The sequence below is a fragment of the Albibacterium bauzanense genome (genome assembly GCF_004339765.1).
GTDB classification, from domain to species: Bacteria; Bacteroidota; Bacteroidia; order Sphingobacteriales; family Sphingobacteriaceae; genus Albibacterium; species Albibacterium bauzanense.
The window spans coordinates 558,199-582,090 of record NZ_SMGO01000001.1 but is presented as its reverse complement, the minus strand read 5'-3'; the positions used below and the strand labels follow the sequence as shown (position 1 = coordinate 582,090).

Annotated in this window: 26 protein-coding genes; 15 read left to right on the top strand and 11 right to left on the bottom strand. The window is 36.6% G+C overall.

Annotation, left to right across the window (positions count from 1 at the left end):
• Positions 1-6: 6 nt before the first annotated feature.
• From tpiA to C8N28_RS02665, 4 genes are all read left to right on the top strand, one after another.
• Positions 7-777: a triose-phosphate isomerase gene (gene tpiA / locus C8N28_RS02680; protein WP_132221278.1), complete on the top strand. Its 771-nt coding sequence runs from the start codon at positions 7-9 to the stop codon at positions 775-777.
• Positions 778-791: 14 nt separating this feature from the next.
• A complete protein-coding gene (gene prmA, locus C8N28_RS02675) occupies positions 792-1,640 on the top strand; it encodes a 50S ribosomal protein L11 methyltransferase (protein ID WP_132221276.1) in 849 nt (282 codons plus the stop codon).
• A gap of 3 nt (positions 1,641-1,643) precedes the next feature.
• Entirely contained in the window at positions 1,644-3,002 is a 1,359-nt protein-coding gene (locus C8N28_RS02670) for a UDP-N-acetylmuramate--L-alanine ligase (RefSeq protein ID WP_132221274.1), read from the top strand.
• Between the two features lie 94 nt (positions 3,003-3,096).
• The gene (locus tag C8N28_RS02665) at positions 3,097-3,435 is read left to right on the top strand and encodes a helix-turn-helix domain-containing protein (protein ID WP_132221272.1); all 339 of its coding nucleotides are present in this window, start codon (positions 3,097-3,099) and stop codon (positions 3,433-3,435) included.
• A 66-nt stretch (positions 3,436-3,501) separates the two neighbouring features.
• Here C8N28_RS02665 and C8N28_RS13770 read toward each other — a convergent pair whose 3' ends face one another.
• From C8N28_RS13770 to C8N28_RS02650, 4 genes are all read right to left on the bottom strand, one after another.
• Positions 3,502-3,669 (bottom strand): hypothetical protein, encoded by a 168-nt coding sequence (locus C8N28_RS13770; protein WP_165870289.1) that lies wholly within the window; start codon positions 3,667-3,669, stop codon positions 3,502-3,504.
• An 84-nt stretch (positions 3,670-3,753) separates the two neighbouring features.
• Positions 3,754-4,317, bottom strand: coding sequence for an SMC-Scp complex subunit ScpB (scpB, locus tag C8N28_RS02660; RefSeq protein WP_132221270.1), 564 nt, complete (start codon positions 4,315-4,317; stop codon positions 3,754-3,756).
• A 6-nt stretch (positions 4,318-4,323) separates the two neighbouring features.
• Entirely contained in the window at positions 4,324-5,448 is a 1,125-nt protein-coding gene (mqnC, locus tag C8N28_RS02655; protein ID WP_132222503.1) for a cyclic dehypoxanthinyl futalosine synthase, read from the bottom strand.
• A 59-nt stretch (positions 5,449-5,507) separates the two neighbouring features.
• Positions 5,508-6,734 carry a DUF763 domain-containing protein gene (locus C8N28_RS02650; RefSeq protein WP_132221268.1) on the bottom strand — a complete coding sequence of 409 codons (1,227 nt, stop codon included), beginning with the start codon at positions 6,732-6,734 and terminating at the stop codon, positions 5,508-5,510.
• Between the two features lie 111 nt (positions 6,735-6,845).
• Here C8N28_RS02650 and C8N28_RS02645 point away from each other — a divergent pair, with 111 nt between their 5' ends.
• The 4 genes from C8N28_RS02645 to C8N28_RS02630 all read left to right on the top strand — a co-directional run bounded on the left by C8N28_RS02645 (position 6,846) and on the right by C8N28_RS02630 (position 10,639).
• On the top strand, positions 6,846-7,508 hold the full coding sequence (locus C8N28_RS02645; RefSeq protein WP_132221266.1) for a DUF6766 family protein: 663 nt from the start codon (positions 6,846-6,848) through the stop codon (positions 7,506-7,508).
• A gap of 73 nt (positions 7,509-7,581) precedes the next feature.
• The gene (gene mtaB, locus C8N28_RS02640) at positions 7,582-8,901 is read left to right on the top strand and encodes a tRNA (N(6)-L-threonylcarbamoyladenosine(37)-C(2))-methylthiotransferase MtaB (RefSeq protein ID WP_132221264.1); all 1,320 of its coding nucleotides are present in this window, start codon (positions 7,582-7,584) and stop codon (positions 8,899-8,901) included.
• Between the two features lie 12 nt (positions 8,902-8,913).
• Entirely contained in the window at positions 8,914-9,474 is a 561-nt protein-coding gene (locus tag C8N28_RS02635; protein ID WP_132221262.1) for a C40 family peptidase, read from the top strand.
• Positions 9,475-9,664: 190 nt separating this feature from the next.
• Positions 9,665-10,639, top strand: a complete 975-nt coding sequence (locus C8N28_RS02630; protein WP_132221260.1) for a 3'-5' exonuclease — start codon at positions 9,665-9,667, stop codon at positions 10,637-10,639.
• A 24-nt stretch (positions 10,640-10,663) separates the two neighbouring features.
• On the opposite strand, the gene queG is transcribed toward C8N28_RS02630, so the two are convergent.
• On the bottom strand, positions 10,664-11,599 hold the full coding sequence (gene queG, locus C8N28_RS02625; RefSeq protein WP_132221258.1) for a tRNA epoxyqueuosine(34) reductase QueG: 936 nt from the start codon (positions 11,597-11,599) through the stop codon (positions 10,664-10,666).
• A 26-nt stretch (positions 11,600-11,625) separates the two neighbouring features.
• Complete coding sequence (locus C8N28_RS02620) at positions 11,626-12,336, bottom strand: LOG family protein (RefSeq protein ID WP_132221256.1); 711 nt, start codon at positions 12,334-12,336, stop codon at positions 11,626-11,628.
• Positions 12,337-12,438: 102 nt separating this feature from the next.
• Between C8N28_RS02620 and recR the strand changes: the two genes are divergently transcribed.
• From recR to C8N28_RS02605, 3 genes are read left to right on the top strand one after another with little or no spacing between them, the layout of a single operon-like run.
• Positions 12,439-13,053, top strand: coding sequence for a recombination mediator RecR (recR, locus tag C8N28_RS02615; protein WP_132221253.1), 615 nt, complete (start codon positions 12,439-12,441; stop codon positions 13,051-13,053).
• A gap of 18 nt (positions 13,054-13,071) precedes the next feature.
• Positions 13,072-13,890 carry an SDR family oxidoreductase gene (locus C8N28_RS02610; protein ID WP_132221251.1) on the top strand — a complete coding sequence of 273 codons (819 nt, stop codon included), beginning with the start codon at positions 13,072-13,074 and terminating at the stop codon, positions 13,888-13,890.
• Between the two features lie 57 nt (positions 13,891-13,947).
• A complete protein-coding gene (locus tag C8N28_RS02605) occupies positions 13,948-14,226 on the top strand; it encodes a hypothetical protein (RefSeq protein ID WP_246012717.1) in 279 nt (92 codons plus the stop codon).
• Here C8N28_RS02605 and smc read toward each other — a convergent pair.
• A complete protein-coding gene (smc, locus tag C8N28_RS02600) occupies positions 14,206-17,751 on the bottom strand; it encodes a chromosome segregation protein SMC (protein WP_132221249.1) in 3,546 nt (1,181 codons plus the stop codon). The genes C8N28_RS02605 and smc overlap by 21 nt on opposite strands.
• Positions 17,752-17,878: 127 nt before the next feature.
• On the opposite strand from smc, the gene C8N28_RS02595 reads away from it, so the two are divergent.
• On the top strand, positions 17,879-18,457 hold the full coding sequence (locus C8N28_RS02595) for a hypothetical protein (RefSeq protein WP_132221247.1): 579 nt from the start codon (positions 17,879-17,881) through the stop codon (positions 18,455-18,457).
• 71 nt (positions 18,458-18,528) lie between these two features.
• Here C8N28_RS02595 and C8N28_RS02590 read toward each other — a convergent pair whose 3' ends face one another.
• A complete protein-coding gene (locus C8N28_RS02590; RefSeq protein WP_132221245.1) occupies positions 18,529-19,308 on the bottom strand; it encodes a nitrilase-related carbon-nitrogen hydrolase in 780 nt (259 codons plus the stop codon).
• Positions 19,309-19,470: 162 nt separating this feature from the next.
• Here C8N28_RS02590 and C8N28_RS02585 point away from each other — a divergent pair, with 162 nt between their 5' ends.
• A complete protein-coding gene (locus tag C8N28_RS02585; protein ID WP_132221243.1) occupies positions 19,471-20,751 on the top strand; it encodes a DUF2851 family protein in 1,281 nt (426 codons plus the stop codon).
• Between the two features lie 2 nt (positions 20,752-20,753).
• Complete coding sequence (locus C8N28_RS02580) at positions 20,754-20,972, top strand: PspC domain-containing protein (RefSeq protein ID WP_132221241.1); 219 nt, start codon at positions 20,754-20,756, stop codon at positions 20,970-20,972.
• Positions 20,973-20,984: 12 nt separating this feature from the next.
• On the opposite strand, the gene C8N28_RS02575 is transcribed toward C8N28_RS02580, so the two are convergent.
• Positions 20,985-21,635 carry an ankyrin repeat domain-containing protein gene (locus C8N28_RS02575; RefSeq protein WP_132221239.1) on the bottom strand — a complete coding sequence of 217 codons (651 nt, stop codon included), beginning with the start codon at positions 21,633-21,635 and terminating at the stop codon, positions 20,985-20,987.
• An 87-nt stretch (positions 21,636-21,722) separates the two neighbouring features.
• The gene (locus tag C8N28_RS02570) at positions 21,723-22,547 is read right to left on the bottom strand and encodes a sulfite exporter TauE/SafE family protein (protein WP_132221237.1); all 825 of its coding nucleotides are present in this window, start codon (positions 22,545-22,547) and stop codon (positions 21,723-21,725) included.
• 129 nt (positions 22,548-22,676) lie between these two features.
• Here C8N28_RS02570 and C8N28_RS02565 point away from each other — a divergent pair, with 129 nt between their 5' ends.
• A complete protein-coding gene (locus C8N28_RS02565) occupies positions 22,677-23,246 on the top strand; it encodes a UbiX family flavin prenyltransferase (RefSeq protein ID WP_132221235.1) in 570 nt (189 codons plus the stop codon).
• A 64-nt stretch (positions 23,247-23,310) separates the two neighbouring features.
• Here C8N28_RS02565 and C8N28_RS02560 read toward each other — a convergent pair whose 3' ends face one another.
• The gene (locus C8N28_RS02560; protein ID WP_132221233.1) at positions 23,311-23,886 is read right to left on the bottom strand and encodes a hypothetical protein; all 576 of its coding nucleotides are present in this window, start codon (positions 23,884-23,886) and stop codon (positions 23,311-23,313) included.
• Between the last annotated feature and the right edge of the window lie 6 nt (positions 23,887-23,892).

Sequence of the window (23,892 nt, the reverse complement as noted above, 5' to 3'; positions counted from 1 at the left end):
TAAAACATGAGAAATAAAATCGTTGCTGGTAATTGGAAAATGAATCTTGACTATCAAGAAGGAATTAGTTTGTTTTCAGAGATCCTTAACATGGTTGGAGATGAAACAAGGGGCAATCAACAAGTAATTGTTTGCAGTCCTTTTATCCATTTATACAACATCGCCCAACAATCAAAGGATTCTGAAAATGTTTTTGTAGGAGCACAAAATATTCATCAAAATGATAGTGGGGCTTATACAGGAGAAATTTCTGCAAGCCAGGTTAAATCTACAGGCGCATCTTATGTAATATTAGGTCACTCAGAGCGTCGTGCATACTTTGGTGAAGATGAGAAATTGCTTGAAGTGAAATTGAACCAGGCTTTGAAGAATGGATTGAAGCCTATTTTCTGTATCGGTGAAACGAAAGACGAAAGAGAATCGGGTGAATTTTGGGATATTCTTGCAAAACAATTAAAAGAGACTGTGTTTCTTCTTTCAAACGAAGACTTTGCAAATGTGGTACTTGCTTATGAGCCTGTTTGGGCTATCGGTACAGGTTTAACAGCTACTCCTGAGCAGGCACAAGAGGTTCATGCTTTTATTCGTGAAGAGATTGCTAAGAGCTTTAATCAAGAGGTTGCAGATAACACAAGTATTCTTTATGGAGGAAGTTGTAATCCTAAGAATGCTGCTGAGCTTTTCTCACAAGCAGATATTGATGGTGGGTTAATTGGCGGAGCTTCTTTGAAATCAAGAGATTTTCTTGATATTATAAATGTGTTTAACGGACGTTAATACGGTCCTAACCGATGAAATATTTAGAATTCGATTTTAATTGTAATCCCTCGCAGAGCTGGCAGCAAGATTTATTGATCGATAAACTTGGCGATACAGGTTTTGATACTTTTGAGCAAACAGAGGAGGGGTTTAAAGCTTATATTCCTGAACCTAATTTTAATCCGATTGATCTGGAAACAGTTCTGTTGAACTTAGATAGCGGTTTTCAGGTAAGCTATAAATTGTCTTCGATAGCTCCTCAGAACTGGAATGCATTGTGGGAGAGCAACTTTCAGCCAATCTTTATTAAGGATCGGGTATGTGTTCGAGCAACTTTTCATGATGCTTATCCAGATTACCCAATTGAGATCTTGATAGATCCGAAAATGGCTTTTGGAACAGGCCATCATCAAACAACAAGTTTAATGATGGAGTATATTCTGGAAGAAGATCTGGAAGGTAAAACCATATTGGATATTGGTTGTGGGACAGGAATACTTGGTATTCTTGCCTCCAAACTTTTAGCAAACAATATTGTTTCAATTGATAATGATCCAATATGTGTGGAAAGTTCGAAAGAAAATAAACATTTAAATAATATTAGCAACATGAAAGTTCTGGAAGGTTCTGCTTATGCAATCCCTCACCAGAACTTTGATATTATATTGGCTAATATTAACAGAAATATACTATTAGAACATCTTTATTATTATTCGCAGGCTATTGTGCAAGGGGGGAACTTGTTTTTAAGTGGTTTTTACCAAGGGGAAGATCTTGATCTATTAAAGAAAGAGGCTGCTAAATGCGGTTTTGAATTTATGGATTATAAGACACGCGACAATTGGGTTGCTGCAAAATTTAAATTTAATAAAGAACAATAATTTATGCGCGTTCATTTTATTGCTATTGGCGGAAGTATTATGCATAACTTGGCAATAGCTCTGAGCAATAAGGGCTATATAGTTAGCGGCTCTGATGATTACATTTATGAGCCCGCGCATTCTAATTTATTTGAGCATGGTTTACTGCCCAGAGAAAATGGGTGGTATCCTGATAAGATTGATAGTGAGCTAGATGCGGTTATTTTAGGAATGCATGCCAAGGCAGATAATCCTGAATTAATTAAAGCGAAGGAGTTGGGGATAACTGTTTATTCTTATCCGGAGTTTATTTACGAGCAATCTGTTAATAAATTACGCGTTGTGATAGGAGGTAGTTATGGAAAAACTACAATTACCTCGATGATTATGCATGTTTTGAAAGAATTGGGCCGTGAATTTGATTATGTGGTAGGGGCGAAGCTTAATGACTTTGAGAATATGGTACGTATCTCTAAAGACGCTCCAATAATTATTATTGAGGGCGATGATAACTTTGCCTCTGTTGAAGATAAACGTCCTAAATTCTTGCTATATAAAGCTAATATTGCTTTAATAAGCGGTATAGCCTGGGATCATGTTGATATTTATCCGACTTTCGAAAGTTACTTGCGTCAGTTTAAACTCTTTATTGAAAGTATTGCTCCAAAAGGAACTTTAATTTACAACAAGGAGGATAAGCAAGTTCAAGAATTGGTTTCTGAGAATAATTCAAGAATTAATAAACACGGTTATCGCACACCTGAGTTTACGATTAATAAAGGACAAACATCAGTACATACACCCGAAGGTGAAATTCCTCTTCAGGTATTTGGCCGCCATAATCTTTCAAATTTAGCAGCAGCTTATACAGTTTGTGAGTGGTTAGGGATTAGCCGTAAGGAGTTTTTTAGAATAATTCAATCCTTTAAAGGTGCTTCAAGGAGACTCGAGTTTGTTACCAGCAACAGTGAGAGTGTGGTTTATAAAGACTTTGCTCATACACCTTCGAAGGTAAAAGCTTCTATTCAAGCTGTAAAAGAACAATATCCTGATAAAACTTTGGTGGCTATTATGGAGTTACCTTCTAACGTAAGTTTGAATGAAGGTTTTCTATCAGAATATAAGGATACCATGAATAAGGCTGATATCCCCTTGATATTTATTAATCAGGAAACATTTAAACAAAAGAATCTTGTTCCTTTAAGCGACAGTTTACTACGAACCGCTTTCAATAATGAGAATATAGTTTGCTTTAGTACCATTCATAGTTTGAAAAGATATTTACAAGGAATAGACTCGAAGGGTAAAAATTTACTCTTTATGAGTTCAGGCAATTTCGGAGGAATTAGCCTGGTTAATTTTGCTGAAGAATTTATTTCTTAATCAGAGAGGTTTATTTCTTAATTAGTTAATTGTATCTTTGTAAGGGTGTTATGTGAACGACAAATACGCTTAAAACACACATAAAGGGTAGCATATGAAAAATCTAGGAAAAAAAATTAGGCTGTTAAGGCATCAACGTGGCTGGAGCCAGGAAGATGTTGCGAAACGCTTGGATATCTCTATTCCTGCATTTTCTAAAATAGAAACCGGTATAACTGACGTGAACTTATCGCGTTTAGATCAAATTTCTCAATTGTTTGATTTGAGTATTGTACAGCTTCTTACTTATAATGATGCGGATGACCAGAAGAAGTATAATACGGAGCTTGAACTGGCAAACGGAAAGATTAAAGCCTGTGAGGATCAGATCATCGGTTTGCAAAAAAAGGTAATCGACCTTTACGAAGAGCTTCGTAAGGTTAAAGGAAACTAATCTAAAAGAACCTAGGATATAGTATTGCCATTATTCTAGGTTCTTTTCTAAAAGATTCTGGATGGATTAAAAATCGTCGTCCTCAACGTCGAAGTCATCTAAGTCTTCGAATTCACTAAAATCCTCTAACTCCATTTCGTCGTCAAAGTCATTAAATGAATCGTTGTTCGAACCTTTCTTTTTAAACACTTCTGATTTTTTATCAGCTCGTACAGTCTTTCCCGGCGTTTTCATAAATTAGTCAAATTTTATTGTTACCTGTTTTGGATTATAAAAGTACAAAGTATTTAAAATATTTTCCTAAAATATTATTGATTTTTATTCTTCAGAATTTCCAATAAAATTTTCTTCCGAAACGATCTCTTTTAGCTTTGGTAAATCGGCTTTTGAGTTAATGCCAAAGTGATCTAAAAATAAGGGGCTTGTGCCGTAAAGGATGGGTTTTCCAAGAGCATCTGACTTTCCAAGAATGGTGATCAGCTCTTTTTCTAAAAGCATTCTGATGGAGTAATCGCAATTGACACCTCTAATTTGTTCGACTTCCAGCTTGGTAATGGGCTCTCTGTAAGCAATAATAGCCAGGGTTTCTAAGGCTGCCTGGCTTAATTTCTTCTTAGAACGGTGTATTTGTAATTGGTTAATAACTGTGTAATACTTGGCTTTACTCAAAAATTGGAAGCCATCATTTAAGCGGAACAAACCAATTGCAAGCTCTTCCTGATTGTATTTACTTTCAATTCTATTAATAAGCTGATCGATCTCTTCAGCAGCTACTTCCTCGTTAAATGTGTTTTGGAGGATGGTTTGTATCTCTAATGCGGAAATACTTTGCTCAGAGGCAAAGATTAAGGCTTCGATATGCTGCTCTAATTGATCGATCATTTAGAATCAATAATCTATAACTTGTTCTTCCATATGGGCAGGAGTTTCCCGCCATTGGTATTTCTGATTTCTCAATTGCGGTTCGAATCCAGCTTCTTGTATCGCTTTTTGAATACTTTGTGAGGTAAAGCGATGAGGCGCACCAGCTGCAGAAACTACGTTTTCTTCGATCATAATGGAACCAAAGTCATTTGCACCTGCATGTAAGCAAACCTGTGCTGTTTTCTTACCAACAGTTAACCAAGAGGCCTGAATGTTTTTAATATTAGGTAGCATAATCCTGCTTAAGGCAATCATGCGGATATATTCTTCGCTGGTGGTGGTATTCGTTATACCGCGTACTTTCTTAAGTAAAGTTCCGTCATCTTGAAATGGCCATGGAATGAAGGCAATAAAACCATCGCTTTCTGGAGGTTTCTTTTCCTGAACTTCACGAATCCAAACCAGGTGTTCGAAGCGTTCTTCAATGGTTTCAATGTGTCCGAACATCATGGTAGCAGAAGAAGAAATGTTTAGCTGATGAGCCGATTCCATAATCTTCAGCCATTCTTGTCCGCCACATTTACCCTTAGAAATCAGTCTTCTTACCCGATCGTTTAATATTTCAGCACCAGCACCAGGTAGCGAATCAAGGCCTGATTCTTTTAAAGCCTTTAAAACTTCAGTATGGCTTAATCCTTCTAATTTACAGACGTGAGCTATTTCTGGGGGGCCTAAAGCATGTAGCTTTAAGGTAGGATAGAGTTCTTTTAATTGCTTAAATAGAGTGGTATAAAAGGAAAGCCCTAAATCTGGGTGATGACCTCCTTGAAGCAATAGCTGATCGCCTCCATAGAGGAAGGTTTCTTCTATTTTTTGCTTATAGGTTTCTATGTCGGTGATATAGCTATCTGGATGACCCGGGCGTCTGAAGAAATTACAAAACTTGCAATTTGCAATGCAGACATTGGTTGTATTAACGTTTCTATCAATCTGCCAGGTTACTTTTCCGTGAGGTACCTGAATTTTACGAAGCTCATTAGCCGTAAAGGTTAATTCAGCTGTAGAAGCATTGTTATATAGATAAACTCCTTCTTCTTGTGTTAAGAATTCAAATCGCAGGGCTCTCTCTAAAAGTTGTTTTATATCCATCATTACAAATATACATAGCTTTAAATGAAAGGCAAAGCAAATTGTTCTTAGTCTGTTATCTAAAAGTCAAGCTTTAATTGAATGTGTTTCTTTTTACTTAAATCTCCCTTTTTATTGGGTATTGCAGGACCATTAACTGTCATTCCTTTATATTTCCAGGAGTCATCCCGTTCTTTTTGAATCAAATCCTCAAACCGATCATTGGGCTTAAAGTCCTTTTCCATTTCGATAGCAACTTTTGACAGGTTTTTTAATGCTTGATTCTTGTCATTGAAACCTAATTTAGCCTTTTGCAAGGCTGTTTCAAGGTGTTGTATAGTTTCATCATAGACCTTTAAAGGAACAGGGAAGGGGTGGCCATCTTTTCCGCCATGTGCAAAAGAGAAGCGTGCCGGGTCATCAAAACGAGAAGTTGTTCCATGAATAACTTCACTGACCAATGCCAATGACTGAATAGTTCGGGGGCCTGCTCCGTCTAGTAATAACAAAGATTCCATGTCATTCACTTCTAAGTTCTGCGCAAGTGTTAAAATTGATCCTAAACGTTTTAGGTTTATATCTTTTTCTCTGACATCGTGATGTGCGGGCATGCAGAGTGTTTTTATTTCTTTTAATAAGTGAGACGGTTCCTCTTTTAACAATTGAATCATCTCTGATTTTAATGGAGTTGCTGCTTTATCTGTAAGATTTAAGATCTTTCCTTGATTCTTTCCATAAATAAATTGATGAGGTTCTTCTGTAAAGGATTTTATACTTGGAGAATGCCAATGGTATCTTCTGGCCATTTTGTTATTGGTATTCATTCCTTGTTGAATAACCGCCCATTCTCCTTCATTACTTAAAATAAATGAATGTAAATAAAGCTGAAATCCATCTTGTATAGCGTTGTTATCAACTCTTGCAGAGAGCCTGCTTGCGCGGATAAGTTCTTCGCCAGCCATTCCTGTTTTATTTGCGATGGCCGTTATTTCCATGGGAGTTTTAAGAGAATGTTTTCCTCTGCCTCCACATATATAGATTCCTAGTTCCTGTGAGCGAGTGTTTATGGATTTCTTAAGTGCACCCATTACCGAAGTAGTGATACCCGATGAATGCCAGTCCATGCCCATAACACAGCCAAGAGACTGGAACCAGCATGGATCGCTTAATTTTTGCAATAAGGTGGTTTTGCCATATTCTAATACAATAGCTTCTGCAATTGCACCTCCCAATTTACTCATCCTTTCTGCTAGCCAGATGGGTACTTTGCCATAATGTAAAGGTAAGTCTGCTTGTCCGCTTCTCATGCATGCAATTTACTAATTTAATTAGTTTTATTCATCATGAAACTTAATAAGAGATTGAATGTTATTTTAGAGAACACCTTTTTACAGATAATTTGGTATAAAAATAAATATATGAAGAAGCACTATTCTTGGTTATATCGTAATAGTTTATCGATAGTTTTCATTGCTCTATTTTTCATAACTCTTTTGGCACAGGCCTTAACAGGCTTTAAAGTCCATAATTCTGAATTAGAAGACGCTTCAATGGCTGCTTTATCATTTACAGAATATTTAAATAGTGGTCATTTTATTTCAGCTACTTTTGAAAACTTTGAAAGTGAATTTCTTCAAATGGCTTTATATGTGGTGCTTACTATTAGTTTACGTCAGATAGGATCTGCAGAATCTAAAAAGATAGAAGGAAAGGAACCGGTAGATAGAGAACCCGAGCCCTCGGCTAAAGCTCCCTGGCCTGTTCGTAAGGGTGGTTGGATCTTAAAATTGTACAGTCATTCTTTATCCCTCACTTTTTTATTGTTATTTCTTATAAGTTGGACAATGCATTTTTATGGTAGCTGGGAAGATTTTAATGTTGAGCAGAAGATGGACGGAAAACCTGTAGTTGAAATATCAATGTATGTTTTTGAGCCAACCTTTTGGTTTGAGACTTTTCAGAATTGGCAAAGCGAATTTCTATCTGTCGCATCCATTGTTGTGTTAACTATCTTTTTACGTCAAAAGGGTTCGCCTGAATCCAAACCTGTTGACACACCTTATCTGGAAACAGAGAGTTAAAGAAGGTGTTATTCTTTATGAATCCTAATGAATAGGAAAGCTCTTAAATAATTTCTTATTTTTGCAAGCAATTATGAATAGGAAAGTAGCTTTTTATACATTAGGTTGTAAACTTAACTTTTCTGAAACATCATCCATCGGCAGGTTGTTTCAGGATGCTGGATATGAGCCTGTTGCTTTTAACGAGAAAGCAGATGTATATGTAATTAATACCTGCTCTGTTACAGACCATGCAGATAAAAAGTGTAGAAAGGTTGTAAAAGAAGCTTTAAAGCATTCGCCAGGTGCATACATAACCATTGTTGGTTGTTACGCTCAGTTAAAGCCAAAAGAGATCTCTGAAATTGAAGGCGTGGATATGGTATTGGGCGCTGCTGAAAAGTTTAACATTATTGAACATATCAATGAGTTAACGAAGCAGCCTAAGGCAATTATTCATAATAAACCTATTTCTGAAACCAATATTTTCGTTCCTGCCTTTTCTATTGGTGACCGTACACGTACCTTCTTGAAGGTTCAGGATGGTTGCGATTATTCTTGTACTTTTTGCACCATACCGCTTGCCAGAGGAGCCAGCAGAAGTGGTAAAATTTCAGACATTGTTAAACAAGCTGAAGAAATTGCTGCATCCGGAATTAAGGAAATTGTATTGACGGGGGTGAATATTGGTGATTTTGGATTGCAAAATGGTGAGCGTAAGGAGACTTTTCTAGATCTAATTACTGCTTTAGATCATGTAGAAGGTATTAACAGGTTTAGAATATCTTCTATTGAACCTAATTTATTAACCGATGAGGTGATTCATTTTGTAGCAAATTCTAAGCGTTTTGTTCCTCATTTCCATATGCCTCTCCAATCGGGTTCTAATAAAATATTGGGACTGATGAGACGCAGATATCGACGTGAGTTATATGTAGAACGTGTAAAAACGATAAAAGCTTTAATGCCGGATTGCTGCATTGGTGTTGATGTGATTGTGGGGTTTCCTGGAGAAAGCAGGGAAGACTTCCTCGATACTTACCAGTTCTTAAATGAATTGCCAATCTCTTATCTGCATGTTTTTACTTATTCAGAGAGAGAAAATACCATCGCTGCACAAATGGAAGGTTCGGTACCTGGTGCCAGCAGATCAGAGAGAAGTAAAATGCTGCATATACTATCTGAGAAGAAGCGTCGTTTGTTTTATGAGCAACAACTTGGCAAGCAGGTTGAGATATTATTTGAAAGTGATCAGAAGAATGGATTAATGCATGGGTTTTCATCGAACTATGTTAAGGTTGAAACGCCATATGATCCTCTTTTAATTAATGAAGTTATTGAAGCGAAACTTTTATCTATTAGTGAAGAGAACCATGTTCAGATTCAACAGCTTACTGAAACCTTTATTCATTAGCTTTTATTGGTAATGATGGGGAAAAGACTTAGTACATGGATAATCCTTGTATTTTGTGCAAGCGTTTTAACGAGTTGTTTATCTCGCCCCGAACGTCTTCGTACAACATTACCTTCATCACCATCTTCTTCTGTAAGGAATAACCCATCTTCTGGAAATATTTTTAATAAATACGCGGATATTATTGGCGTAGATGCCAAGGATCTTAAAAATTACGAACTCTATAGATACATTGATGAATGGATGGGGATTCCTCATCGTTTGGGTGGCCAGGATAAAAGAGGAATAGACTGCTCTGCTTTTACAAATCATTTGATATTGGATGTATATGGTAAAACCCTTCCTAGAACTGCGAGGGATATGGCTGAAGTTGTTAAACGAAAGTATGAGAATCAATTAAAGGAAGGCGATCTGGTGTTTTTTAATTTTGATGGAAAGACCTTTGACCATGTTGGAGTTTATTTGGGAAATAATAAATTTGTACATGTATCGACCAGTAAAGGAGTAATAATCAGCGATTTGAAAGAACCCTGGTATTGGAAATATTTTTCTCGTGCTGGCTCTGTTTTATAATCATTATAATTGCTGAATATATCGTTTGATTTTTTAAATTTGTTATATGAAACCTAAGCATAAAGAAAGTATGTGGAGTCATTTTACACATTATGCAAGTTCTGAGATATCCCTATATGTAGTAATGATAGTTGGTATCATAATAGGAATCATCATATTCAGTTAATTTTTCCCTCCTTATAATATAATCATGACTTTAATTTTAAAACGCCCCCTTGTTATTTTTGATCTTGAAACTACGGGTGTTAATGTAGCATCTGACAGGATCGTGGAGATCAGCGCACTGAAAGCTAATCCTGATGGTACAGAAGAAACAAAGACCTTTCGGATTAATCCTGAAATGCCTATTCCATTAGAATCTTCATTAATTCATGGTATTTACCAGGAGGATATTGCTGATGCTCCAACCTTTAGAGAAGTAGCGCAGGAATTGGCAGATTTTATTGGTGATGCTGATTTGGGTGGTTATAATTCAAATCGGTTCGATATTCCAGTATTGATGGAAGAGTTCTTGCGGGTGAATGTTCCTTTTGATATCGAGAACCGGTTCTTTGTTGATGTTCAAAATATATTTCATCAGATGGAGCAGCGTACATTAAAGGCTGCTTATAAATTTTATTGTGAAAAGGATTTAATAGATGCACATTCAGCCGAGGCTGATGTTATAGCCACTTTTGAAGTGTTAAAAGCTCAGGTTTTAAGATACGAGAATAAAGAGTGGGAAGATAAATCCGGTAAAGTGTCGATTCCAGTTAAAAACGATATTGAGGCTTTGCATAAATTCACTAATCTTAATAAAACTGTTGATTTCGCAGGAAGAATGGTTTATGATAATGAGGGGATAGAGATTTTTAGCTTTGGCAAGCATAAAGGCAGGGCTGTAGAGGAGATTTTTAAAATTGAACCTAGTTATTATGCCTGGATGATGAAAGGTGATTTTCCAATGTATACAAAGACTTGTTTAGAAAGGATCTGGAATCGTTCACGTCAGAGTCAGGCCAAGGCTCCTGATGCTCCAAAGAAAAGTCAGCAGATAGGTGAAAGTAGTGCCCAGGCAAAACCACCCGTTAAAACAGAAAGAGAGAGACCAAAAGAGTCATCTAAACCTCCTCGTCCTATCTCTGCAGATATGTTAAAAAGTTTGCAAGATAAGTTCGGAAAATAGTAAAGAGAGATTCTTTAAATAGAATTAGGTATGCTGGTCCAGGAACGTGATATTGCGTTTTAGACCAGCATATTTTGTTCTCTTCACTGCCGATTTCTTAAATATCTTTTTAAACGTATCTTCTGTTATTTCCTCCCAATCTTGTTTAGTCATTCCTAATAAATCAGGATGGGGATTAAATAAAGGTTCCTGATGTTGTATAGAAAAGCGATTCCAGGGGCATACATCCTGGCAAATATCACATCCAAACATCCAGTTATCCATTTTTCCTGAGAAAGAGGAGGGAATGCTTTCTTTTAATTCAATGGTGAGGTAAGAAATACACTTGCTGGCATTTACTGTTTTATTATCCAGTAAGGCATCTGTAGGACAGGCATCAATGCATTTTGTGCAGCTTCCACAATGGTCTGTTTGTATTTTTGAATCGTATTCTAATTCAAGATCAACAATTAATTCCGATAAGAAAAAGAAGGATCCTTTTTGTTTGGAGAGCAAAAGGCTATGTTTACCTATCCACCCTAATCCAGCCCTTTCTGCCCAGGCCTTGTCTAATACTGGTGCAGAATCAACAAAAGCTCTTCCAGATACCTCTCCAATATGTTCTTGAATAAACAATAGAAGCTCTTTGAGTTTATCTTTGATTACGAAATGATAATCCGTTCCGTAAGCATATTTCGATAGTTTTGGAGCCTGTGGGTCTTGCTGTTTTTCTTCTGTAAAGTAGTTGTATGATAGCGATATAACCGACTTTGCATCATCAACTAATAAACGTGGATCTAAGCGTTTATCAAAGTTGTTCTCCATATAATAGAGCTCACCCTGATAATTGTTTTTAAGCCACCTCTCTAAGTGTGGGGCTTCATCTTCAAGAAAATCTGCTTTGGATATACCGCAAGAAAGAAAGCCTAAACGTTCTGCTTCTTTTTTTATTAATGCGCTATAAGTTGAAGCAACAGACATGATATAGTAATAAGCTTATATAGCCGCTAGAAGTTTGGTTTAAGCAAGTATTTATTGTAGAATCTAAATATATGTTCAACTGCTTCTTCTGCCGTATCAACTAATCTATAAAGGCTTAAATCACCCTCGCTAATATTTCCTGCTCCAAGCATTTGGGTTTTTATCCAATCAAAAATGCCACCGTAGTACTCTTTTCCAACCAGAACTATTGGGAACCGGGCTATTTTACCTGTTTGTACTAGTGTAATGGCTTCAAACAGTTCATCCATCGTTCCAAAACCTCCGGGGAGTACGATATATCCTTGTGAGTACTTGGTAAAGATCACCTTTCTAACAAAGAAGTAATTGAACTCTAAGAGTTTATCGCGATCGATGTATTGATTGTGAAACTGCTCGAAAGGCAGGTCAATATTCAACCCAACCGACTTTCCGCCAGCCTCATAAGCTCCTTTGTTAGCAGCTTCCATAATTCCGGGGCCACCACCTGAAATAACACCATAGCCCTTTTCAGTTAATAGTCGGGCGCAATCTTCTGCGAGTTTATAAGATGCATGGTCGCGAGGTGTACGTGCAGAGCCGAATATTGAAACACATGGACCTATTTTGGCCATTTTTTCAAATCCTTCTACAAATTCTGCCATGATTTTAAATATCTGCCATGAATCAGTTACTTTGATTTCTTGCCAGCTTTTATTCTCGAATGCATCTCTGATTCTATCTTCTCCTTGTTCTACCATAATATTTTTATAGAATTGGGCTAATTTAATAAATTACTTCGGCTTTGGGTATATGCTACTTTCTACACTGCAATTTTTAGGTAGAATTTCTATCTTTGTTAGATGAATTTTTCTTCTAAACTACTTGAAAATGCGGTAAATGAATTTAGCCGTTTACCAGGTATTGGACAAAAGAGCGCACTGCGATTAGTGCTGCATCTTTTAAACCAGTCTGAACAGGATGTAAATCGCTTTAGTGAAGCAATGAGTGAGCTGAAGACTAAGATTAAATATTGCTCAGAATGCTATAATATAGCTGATAATCAGATTTGTGAGATCTGTGCTTCTCATAAAAGAGATAAAAGTATTATTTGTGTGGTTGAGGATACGCGTGACGTAATGGCAATTGAAAATACCAATCAGTTTCAAGGTGTGTATCATGTTTTAGGCGGATTAATATCGCCGATGGATGGGGTAGGACCAACAGATTTGAGAATTGAACAGCTTCTTGAACGTTTGAGAAAAGGCGAGGTAGAAGAGATTATTCTGGCTTTAAGTGCAACGATGGAGGGTGATACCACTATTTTCTATCTATATAAGAAAATAAAGGATTTTAACTTGAAGATAAGCACCATTGCTCGAGGAATAGCCTTTGGTGGCGAATTAGAATATGTTGATGAGGTAACCCTGGGACGTTCTATTGTAACCAGGATTCCATACGAGCGTAATATTGCTTAGTTTCTTAATCCCTCTGAATTGAAAGATTTTAAAAATAAAACGGTAATCATCACGGGTGCCTCTTCAGGAATAGGCCGGGCCTGTGCAGAAGAGTTTGCAGCAAGAGGAGCAAATATAGTATTGGCTGCGAGGAAGTATGCATCTTTATGTGAACTAGGAGTAGAGCTTGAAGAAAAGTATCAGATTAAAACAAAATCTATTCAATGTGATGTCAGCAAAGAAGAAGATTGCAGGAATTTGATTGAACAAACTCTTCTTGAATTTTCAGGAATAGATGTGCTAATTAATAATGCAGGAATTAGCATGCGTGCTTTGTTTAAGGATCTGGACTTGCAGGTTCTTAAGACTTTAATGGATGTCAATTTTTGGGGTACTGTATATTGCAGTAAATATGCAATGTCATCACTATTAGCATCAAAAGGTTCTTTAGTGGGGGTTTCTTCCATCGCAGGCTATAGAGGTTTACCCGGTAGAACCGGTTATTCGGCATCTAAATTTGCAATGAACGGATTTATGGAATCTTTACGGGTTGAGAATCTTAAAACCGGCTTACATGTTATGCTTGCCTGTCCGGGATTTACGGCTTCTAACATCCGTAATACAGCATTGGATACCAGAGGAAAACAGCAAGGTGAAACTAACATGGATGAAGGAAAAATGATGTCGGCAGAAGAGGTTGCACAGCGAATAGTAGATGGGGTATTTAAGAGGAAAAGGTCCTTAATTATGACTTCACAGGGTAAAATGGCTGTTTTTATGAATAAATTCTTTCCCGGATGGGTTGATAAGCAAGTATTTAAATTATTTGCTAAAGAAAAAAATCCTTTAATTAAATAAATCTATTTTTTTGATTAAATTCACGAGAAAAATAAGGGCCCTTAACTAGTTTGGAATATGGAAAATGCAATGATAACAGAACTTATACAAAAAGAGGATATTTATCAATACAAGATTATTAATGCTCCTGTTGATCATAGTATAGATTTGAAGGCAAAGCTACAGAATGCACTTCGTTTGGGAAATGAATTTAAATCAAAATCAAGTATCACGTTTATGACCCAAGATGGTCCGAAGCGTATTGAAACTACGGTCTGGTCTTTAACGGATAAATATTTGCAAATTAAAGGTGGAATTCTATTGCCTTTGAATAGTTTAATTGCTATCGACTACTAAATCCTGCATATCTACGGCTACTAACCTGGATATACCTTGTTCTACCATGGTTACTCCATAAATGATGTCCGTGTTGGCGATTGTCCTTTTATTATGAGAGATAACAATAAATTGAGACCTTGTTGAGAAGGTCCTGATTATATTATTGAACTTATCGATATTAGTATCATCAAGCGGGGCATCCACCTCATCGAATATACAGAAAGGAGCAGGTTTCGATAAGTAAAGAGAGAACAGTAATGCGGTCGCAGTTAAGGTTTTTTCACCACCCGAAAGTTGGTTGATTGATAGAGGCTTCTTTCCTTTAGGCCTGGCAATGATTTGTATATCAGATTCTAATGGGTTTTCAGGGTCGGTTAGTAAAATATCGCAAGTATCTTCTTCGCTGAATAAAGACCTGAATACCTGGATGAAATTCTCTCTTACATCATTAAATGCAATCATGAACTTCTCTCGTGCGGTATTGTCAATCTCTTTGATGGTTTGAAGTAAGGTTTCCCTGGCTTCCAGCAAATCATTTTTCTCTTGTTTAATGAACTGATAGCGTTCATCCATTTCTTTAAAAGACTCCATTGCTATCGGGTTGATGGCTCCAAATTCATCTAGCTGCTTTTTTAACCGGTTTGTTTTTTCTCTTAGCTCTTCTTCGTCTCCTTCAATGCTATGCTGCGTTTCTATATCTTCTAATTCCAGATTAAATTCTACTGATATTCGTTCAGAAAGAGCATTTAAGCCCAGTCTTATCTCATTGGATCGATCCTTTAATTCATTTAAAAGGATATCAGTCTGTTCTTTATTCCGACGTAAAATAACCACCTTATCTTCAAGGTCATTAATATCCTTTCGGATAGCGTAGTATTCCTTTTCAATTTCGCTTAAGCCCTTTGTAAGCGAATCCTTTTGCTCGTACATTGCTTGTAAATCAACATCAGATAGATCTACAAACTGAACAGTATCTTGAAGTAAAAGCTTTATTCTTTCAATTTCTTCCTGGTGTTTGCTAACACGGTTTTCAATGTTCTCTAATTGGATTTCACGGTATTCCAAGTCTTTTTCTAAGCCTGAAACCTTATTTTTTTGTTGATGGAAGCTGATATTCTGCTGATTATAAAGAGCAGACTCATCAGCATATAATTGTGAATAACTGGTATGCTCTTTTTGGAGATAATCAATCCTGTCATTGAACAACTCTACAGCATTTGTTTTGCTATCTAATTCAACTTTTTTCTCCTGCAGTTCAATTTCAAACTCCTTTATCTTTTGGTCGATACTTTCTTTTTGGCTTTGATTATGGGCAATAAAATGTTGGTATTGTTCTTGTTTGGTTTGTACCGAAATTAATTCGTTGGTAAGCTGGTTAATCTGGAGCTTTATTTCCTGAAGTTGTTCTTTTCTGGAACTGTTTTTTAAAGAAGCTAATTTGTTTTGTTCAAGATGTAGATATGACTCTAAAGATTTCTGATTTTTAGTCAGCTTATTGATCTCCGTTTGTAAGTTAGCGAGGTTCTTTGCTCTGCCTATTCTTTTTCCTTCAAACAAGCCAACAGACCCTCCTGAGATGCTGTAGCTTTTCTTTATAAACGATCCATGTTTATCTAATATAACCAGATCAGTATCCGATAATTGATGATCTTGCAGGCTTGTCGTGCTTTCTCGTTCAAAATAAACGTTCCTTAGCAGCTGCTGGCAAAGATGTAAATATTTCTTGTCGACATCAATGATGGTTAAAGCAGGGATCAGATTGTCAGCAGTTAGAGTTTCTTCTTTGTCGACGGGTTTAACCGCATTTAAAATAAAGAAACCAGCTTTCCCCTTTGCTGAATCATTCAAAAGTTGAATGGCGGTTAAAGCATCTATCGTATCATCAACCACATAATAATTCATGTAGGGCTCCAGGTAGTTTTCAATTGCTACCCGGTAGTTCTCCTGGCAATATAAAATGTCTGAAAATAGAGGAACATTAGCTTTCCATTTTGGGTTCTTTTTCAGGAAACGAATAGATTCAGGAAAGCCCTCTAAATTATCAACCAACGATTTTGTTAAGTTATATTCGTTTTGGCGGGCATCTAACAGCCTTATTTCCTGATTGTTTTGCGTGTTGAGCTCCTCAATTCGTTGTGTAGTTTCCTTTAATTGATTCTCTAGTGTTTCTTCTTCTTTAATAAAGAAATCGTAATCATTCTGAAGTGTTTCTAACCTGATCTTTATTTCAGTAACCGCTTTATCAAATGAACTTAGTTCAATTTCATGAGTCTCATTATCGGATGAGCTTTTCTGACTTTCTTGCTTTAACGCATCAATTTGAATTAACAATACAGCAGTTGATTTCTCTAATTCATAGCGTTTATTTTGAGCAATGCTTTTTTGACTCAACAGTTCATCCAGTTCTGCTTTTATCGTTTTTTGTTGATTGTTGAGCGTATCTACTTCTTTAGACTTTCCTTCGAGGTTCTGATTGGAGACATTTAGCTTTTCTTTTTCAATGAATAACTCTTCCTTTATGCGTGTCAGGTTATATTGAATGTGATTATATTGCTGTTTATCTTGTAGTAGGTCTTTGTTCAGGCTTTCGTTCTTTTCATTTAGATTACGAAGCTGTTCATTTTTAACCTTCCTCTCAGTTTCATATTGTTGGATTTCTGAACTTTGTTTATTGAGCGCCTTTTGTTGCGTACTTAGGTTGCTTTCTTTTGTTAATAGATCCGCTTTTAACTTTTTAATCGCTTCCTCTACGTTAAATATTTCACTGCTAACCTGGTTGTTCTGCTGTTGTTGAACAAGCTCTTTTTCCTTAATGCTTTCTAAGTCCTTTTTAAATCCAGCCATCCTCAAAGAAGCCAAAGCAATACCATTCGTTTTATATTGCTCTTTTAAATGGTAATAGCGTTCTGTTTTTCTGGCTTGATATTCTAAACTCTTTAAGTTTTTTTCAATCTCAAGTAAGAGGTCATCTATTCTGCTTAAATCTAATTCGGTTTCTTTTAAACGATTGAAAGTCTGCTTTTTACGGATCTTATATTTCGATATACCCGATGCTTCTTCAAATAAGGTGCGTCGTGAATTTTCTTTATTATTGATGATCTCATCCACCATTTTCAGCTCAATGATGGCATATGAATCAGAACCTACACCAGTATCCAAAAACAGATCCGTTATATCCTTCAGTCGGCATTGAACATCATTAATGCGGTATTCACTTTCACCACTGCGATATAATTTTCGGGTAATGGTAACCTGAGAAAAAGAGGTAGGTAGGGTGTTATTTGTATTATTAAAAGATAGCGATACTTCTGCAAGCTGGGCTGCCTTCCTTGATTTCGTGCCGTTAAAAATGACGTTCTCCATCTTCTCTGAACGAAGATTTCGAGTGCTCTGTTCTCCTAGTACCCATCGTATTGCATCTACCACGTTTGATTTTCCACAACCATTTGGACCCACAATCGCGGTTACCCCATTGTTGAAATGGATGGTTGTTTTATCACCAAAACTTTTGAAGCCCTTTATGTCAAGCCGCGTTAATTGCATTAATAATTATGTACTAAGGTAAAAACAGTGGAATGCGAATTTAATAATTCTTTTAATATTGAGCATGGTTTATACATAGGAAAGCTTTTATTTTGTTGATGTCCCCATAAATATTGTATCTTTAAGGATGGAAACTTTCATTCCCGTTGTTTTAGCGATTGCTTTCTTTATTTTTCAAGCCTATTTGGGTGTTAAGAAAGAACAAGAAAAGGCGGCAAAGCGAAATTTAGGAAAACCAGGCTCACCTCCTCCGGTAGCTTCTCATCCTGAACCTGCTAAGAAAGTTGTTTCTCAAAAAAGGGAGGCTATTCCTCGAAAAAGAGATTGGCTGGAAGAACTATTGGATCCTCAAATGCCACAGCAACAGCCTGTTATAGTCGATAAACCACCAGTTGAAGTTCCAAAAGAAAGGTATGAGCAAGCCTATGTAGAACCTCAATACGAGACTTTTTATAAGCGAGAGAAATACGTTCCTACTGAGAGACCTGCAAGTTTATTAGAAGAATACAAACGGCTATCTACTTACGATGAGGATGGAGAGATAAAAAGAGCGAAGAAAATAAGGGCAGATAGAAGAACTGAAACTAAGCGATTGGAAACGATGGCGCTTGAGGTTCATGATCTGGAGAGGGAAAGAAACGCTGTTCATTTCAACCTAGAGGAAGCTATTGTCATTAAAGCGATACTTGAGCGTCCTTATTCTTAAACCAGAGCATACTTTATAGGCTTGAATGGCCTTGCTTTTCGAAGTAGATTAACTTTTCTCTAAAAGGTACTTTATTTAATTATCTTGAACTTCTCAGCATCTGCCAAGAATGCAAATTCTTCTCTGTTAGCTATTAAATCTTTCGGGTATATTGTGAATGTATATAGATCTTCGTTTTCAGGTTTATAGTAAATTACTTCACCAGCAGGCGATATACACATGGAGCCGCCAGAATGATAGATCTCATTGCCATCATAACCAACGCGGTTTACTGCAATAACAAAAGATTGGTTTTCAATTGCTCGCGCAGGAATCAGTTTTTGCCAGTGCTCAATCCTTGAATCGGGCCAGCTTGCTATATATAACAAGATATCGTATTCTGTATCAACATTTCTTGACCATACAGGAAAACGAAGATCATAGCATATTAGCGGACGTATTTTCCAGCCTTTAAGTTCTACAGTAATCTGCTCGGTTCCTGCAGTAAACAGTGTTTTTTCTTCCGTTAAAGTGAAAAGGTGCCGTTTGTCATATTGCTCGAAAGTTCCGTCAGGACGCATCCATATTAAACGGTTGTAGTAATTGGATTTCTCTTTTATAATTAAACTTCCAACAACAACGCAGTCATACCTCTTGGCATGACTTTTCATCCATTGCATGGTTATGCCGTGCATTTCTTCAGCACATTTTTCAACATTCATTGTATATCCCGTATTGAACATCTCTGGCAGGATAATTATATCTGTGGAAGTACGTAATGAGGATAGTCTTAAAGAAAGATTGCTAAGGTTCTTTTCAGTGTTCTCCCAAAACAGATAAGCTTGGAATGTGGTTACTTTTAATGCTTCCATATTGTAAATATACTGTTTTATTTGAAGTTAGGCTTGAAGAGTGTAGTTTTCGCTTTTAAAGGAAACGGTTCTATATCTAGTTAAGTATAGTTAGGGCTAATAATTATAGTTTTAGCGCGATAGTAATTCAGGAAGATTGATTAATATTTATCTTGATGGGCGATGAAGCTTTCAGAGAATATTCTTCAATTTATATGGAAGTATCAACTTTTTAGAAAGGTAGAACTTCGTACACTATCGGGAAAGGAATTGCAGATTAAGCGTGTCGGACTTCAAAACTTTAATGAAGGGCCAGATTTCGAGAATGCTTTTCTTAGTATTGATGGTATTGGCTGGGTAGGAAATGTCGAAATTCATACAACCTCTTCGGAATGGAATAATCATAATCATCAGTCTAATCCAGTTTATAACAATGTAGTCCTTCATGTTGTAAATCAATACGATGTAGAAATTAAGCGAGAAGACGGTACAATCCCTGAAACACTGGTATTGGAATCATTGATAGAAGCTAAGGTGTTGGAAAGATACGATTCTATCATGAATAGCATGCATTGGATCCCTTGCGAGAAACTGATCCATACGGTTGATCCGTTTTATATCCAGCAGTGGTTTGGCACTTTACTGTTTGAAAGGTTTATTTCAAAATCAGCGTATATTCTAAAATTATTAGATGAATATCGTGGAGATTGGGAAGAGGTGAGCTATATTATGCTTGCCAGAAGTTTTGGATTTGGTGTAAATGCAGATGCTTTTGAGCAGCTGGCGAGAATATTACCTTCTGGATTAATAAGAAAATACAGCCCCGATCGTACAGCTATTGAAGCTTTAGTATTTGGACAGGCTGGGATGTTGGGCGTTGATTTTCAGGAGGAATACCCACTACATCTGCAGAAAGAATTCAATTATTTGCGCAAGATACATAAGCTTAAGCCAATGGAAAGTGTGAGCTGGAAATTCCTTAGAATGCGCCCTTCAGGTTTCCCAACTATTCGTTTAGCTCAGTTTGCTGCTTTGTGCTCTTCAATTAATCATTTTTTTGCTCTTATTATTGAAATAGAAAACTTAAATTTGTGGCGAGTACGATTTAATGCCTTGATAATTAATGAGTATTGGTCTACGCATTATCATTTTAAAAAGGAAACTGCCAGACATAATACCACATTAGGTAAGGGTGCCATTGATCTTATTCTGATTAATACGATTGCATTGCTTTTGTTTTCCTATGGAAAGTATGTGGGTGATAGCAGCTTTATGGACCGAAGTGTTTTATTTCTTGAATGTATAAAGCCAGAGAATAATCGTATTATTCAAAAATATACCGAATTGCAAATACGAGTTCAATCTTCAGCAGATACTCAAGCTTTAAAGCAATTAAAAATAAGTTATTGCGATAAAAAGCGTTGTTTAAACTGTGAGATTGGTTCACAAATTATTAAAAGATAAGTATGAAAGGCTTAGTGGTATTTTTAGAACAACGTTCGTTTGGTGTATGTACCTATTTAGGTGAGCGCTTTGGTGTTTCTGTAGCAAGGATTCGCCTGTTTTTTATTTATAGCTCATTTTTGGCGGTAGGGTTTCCCGTTATTTTCTACCTTTTAGCAGGTATTGTTTTGGATGTCAGAAACTATGTGAAGCGCACTCACAATAGCCTGTTTGACTTTTAAAACACTCGGCTCTTAAAAACTTAAAATCTTCGCTATCTCATGATGGCCTTTTGCTTCTGCAAAATTAGCCGGAGTTTGTCCGTTATCATCTTTTATAAGCACATTTGCCCCGTTCTCCAATAATAGAATCAACATTTCTATATTTCCGTTTGCAGCAGCAGCATGCAAAGGTGTTAGGTTTCCGGCTTGTATAATATTTACTTCTGCGCCCCCTTCAACCAATAATTTAGCAATAGCATCAAAGTTAGCATTAACAGCTGTATACAAAGGGTTTACATGGTATCCATTGTCGGATGTTTGATTCGGATCAGCGCCTTTTAATAATAAGTGACGTACTATTTCTTCATTTCCGAAGTGGCAAGCCATTCCCAAAGCTGTAAAGCCGTGATTTGAATAGGAGGATAGTTGAGAAGGATCAGCTTCAATAATTTCAGCAGCTTCGTTTACTAAGCCTACTGCAGCAGCTTCATAGATATCTACTTTATCAATATGTTTTAAGAGTACTTTAACAATTTGCAGCTTGTGATAATAGCAGGCAAGCAGGAGCGGGGAGATATCGTGACTTGTCTTTTGTGTAGCTAAGCTCGGATTATTATGCAGTAAATTATCCATTGCGAATGAATCGCCAGATTCTATGTATTCTTCCAGTAAGCTTAAACTCATATTGTTGTTTTCAAATCGTCTCTTTATGGGAGAATGATAATTTTATGTTAAAAACCAGAACGACAAAATTATAAAAATAGAAGCGAATTAGCCAAAGGCTGTCCACAAAATTCGGATAGAAACAATTAATAATGCAAATGCCAAGCATTGGATAATTATTTTTCCTTTAATACGTGTTGAGAATATAGCGCCAATCTGTGCTCCCACGATAACACCTATACCTAACCATAGTATTTGAAAATATCCTTCTTGTAAATCTCCTTTAATGTAATGGATCATACTTCCGCTTAAACCCATTAAACTTAATACAAAGTGGGAAGTTGCTGTTGCAATATGAACCGGGAAGTTTAATAAATTAACCATTGCCGGTACATGAATAATGCCTCCGCCGATACCTAATAAACTAGATGCAAAGCCTACAAAAAAGCTTAATACAATCCCTAAAAGCAAATTATAACGATAGATATATCGAACACCATCAATATCCATCAGGTACCTTGCCATTCTCCAAAATGATTTCTTTTCCTTTCCTTCTTTCTCCGGGGCGGTTTTTGTTGGTTTGATGATTAATATGATCGCTAGTATTAATAAAACGATTCCAAATATTAGGTCGAATGCTTTTCTTGAAATATAAGAGGTTGATAAAGCCCCTAGAATAGAGCCGGGTAGGGTAGTTATACAAAATAACCAGGCCGATTTATAGTCGATACGCTTTTTAAACGCATAGGCCAAAGATCCTGAGGTTGCATTGAGAAATACGACAGCTAAAGAGATACTGGTAATGATTTCGGGGTCTTTTTCTGGGTAAAGCAGTAAGAGTATGGGTACGAGAATGAAGCCCCCGCCAGCTCCTACCATTGTTCCAAAGGTTCCAACCATTAATCCCAGAAATATTAATAAGAGGGCTGTCATATGTCGCCAAAATTAAAGATTAAACAGTAGAATACCAATGTTGTTTTTTGCAAGAGGTAGAAAACGTTTAAATGTGATTATATTGTAATCAGTATTTATTTGTTTTAGCTTTGAGTTTATTTGTATGTTATGCAAGAGAGAAAAAAGGTTGTAGTTGCCGTTACGGGTGCCAGTGGCTCCATTTATGCTAAGGTGTTGTTTGATAGATTAACCCAGTTAGGAGATCAGGTGTCGGATATTGGACTTGTTATGTCGGATAATGCAGAAACGGTATGGGAGTTAGAACTTGGTAATGCAAATTATAAAGATTATCCTTTTACGTTCTATAAAACCAATGATTTTTTTGCTCCTTTTGCTTCAGGATCTGCAGGTTATGAATGTTTAATTGTTTGTCCTTGCTCAATGGGTACCATTGGTAGAATTGCAAGTGGGATATCGAACGACCTTGTTAGCCGGGCTGCAGATGTGATTCTAAAAGAACGTAGAAAGTTGATTTTGGTAGCTCGTGAAACTCCTTATAATTTAATTCACCTGCAAAATATGAAGCAGATTACTGAAGCAGGTGGAATTATTTGTCCTGCCAGTCCCTCATTTTATAGTTTACCTAAGAATTTTGAAGAGCTTGCCGCTACGGTGGTAGATCGTGTTTTGCAGTTAGCTGGTTTTTCGCTTAAAAGCTATCGTTGGGGAGAAGAATAAAAATGGTGAACAGCTAATGCTGCCCACCATCGGTTGATTGATCTAATATTACTGTTATTGGTTTTTAATTCGCTGGTATTACTTGAATTTTCAGTTTGATGTTTAAATCATCTGCACCTCCTGCTTCAACGTAAGTTTTACTATTCCATGCTTGAGCTGCAGCGTGGTCTTTGTTTAGAGCATGACGTAATAGGATTTGGAAGTCGAATGCTGCATTTGTTTCTTTCAGTGCACTCAATATTCCTGTTAATCCAATTTGATCATCTTCGTATTTATAATCGAAAACTCCATCTGGCGAGCCTAAGAAGAAGAATTGGTGTTCATCTGCTTCGTCAATGATCTCTTGATTAATGCTTTCATTATCTGAAAGAAGGTTGATTTTCATGCGGTAAGATTTGCCTTCAGTTAAATTGATAGTTCCTGGAGTTGGAGTCCCGTCTTTTGTGAATGTTACAAGGGTCTCTCCATCAGAAGGAGTAAATACGTTGTTAGTATAAGTTCCATGTTCAAAAACAAGTTGAATAGAATTATATTCTTCTTGATCCAGTTCAGGAATAGGGTCGTTTTTAGAACAAGATGTGATGCTAACTATAAGTAAAAGTGCGATTGCTGCGATTGATAATAATTGATTCTTTTTCATGTTTGT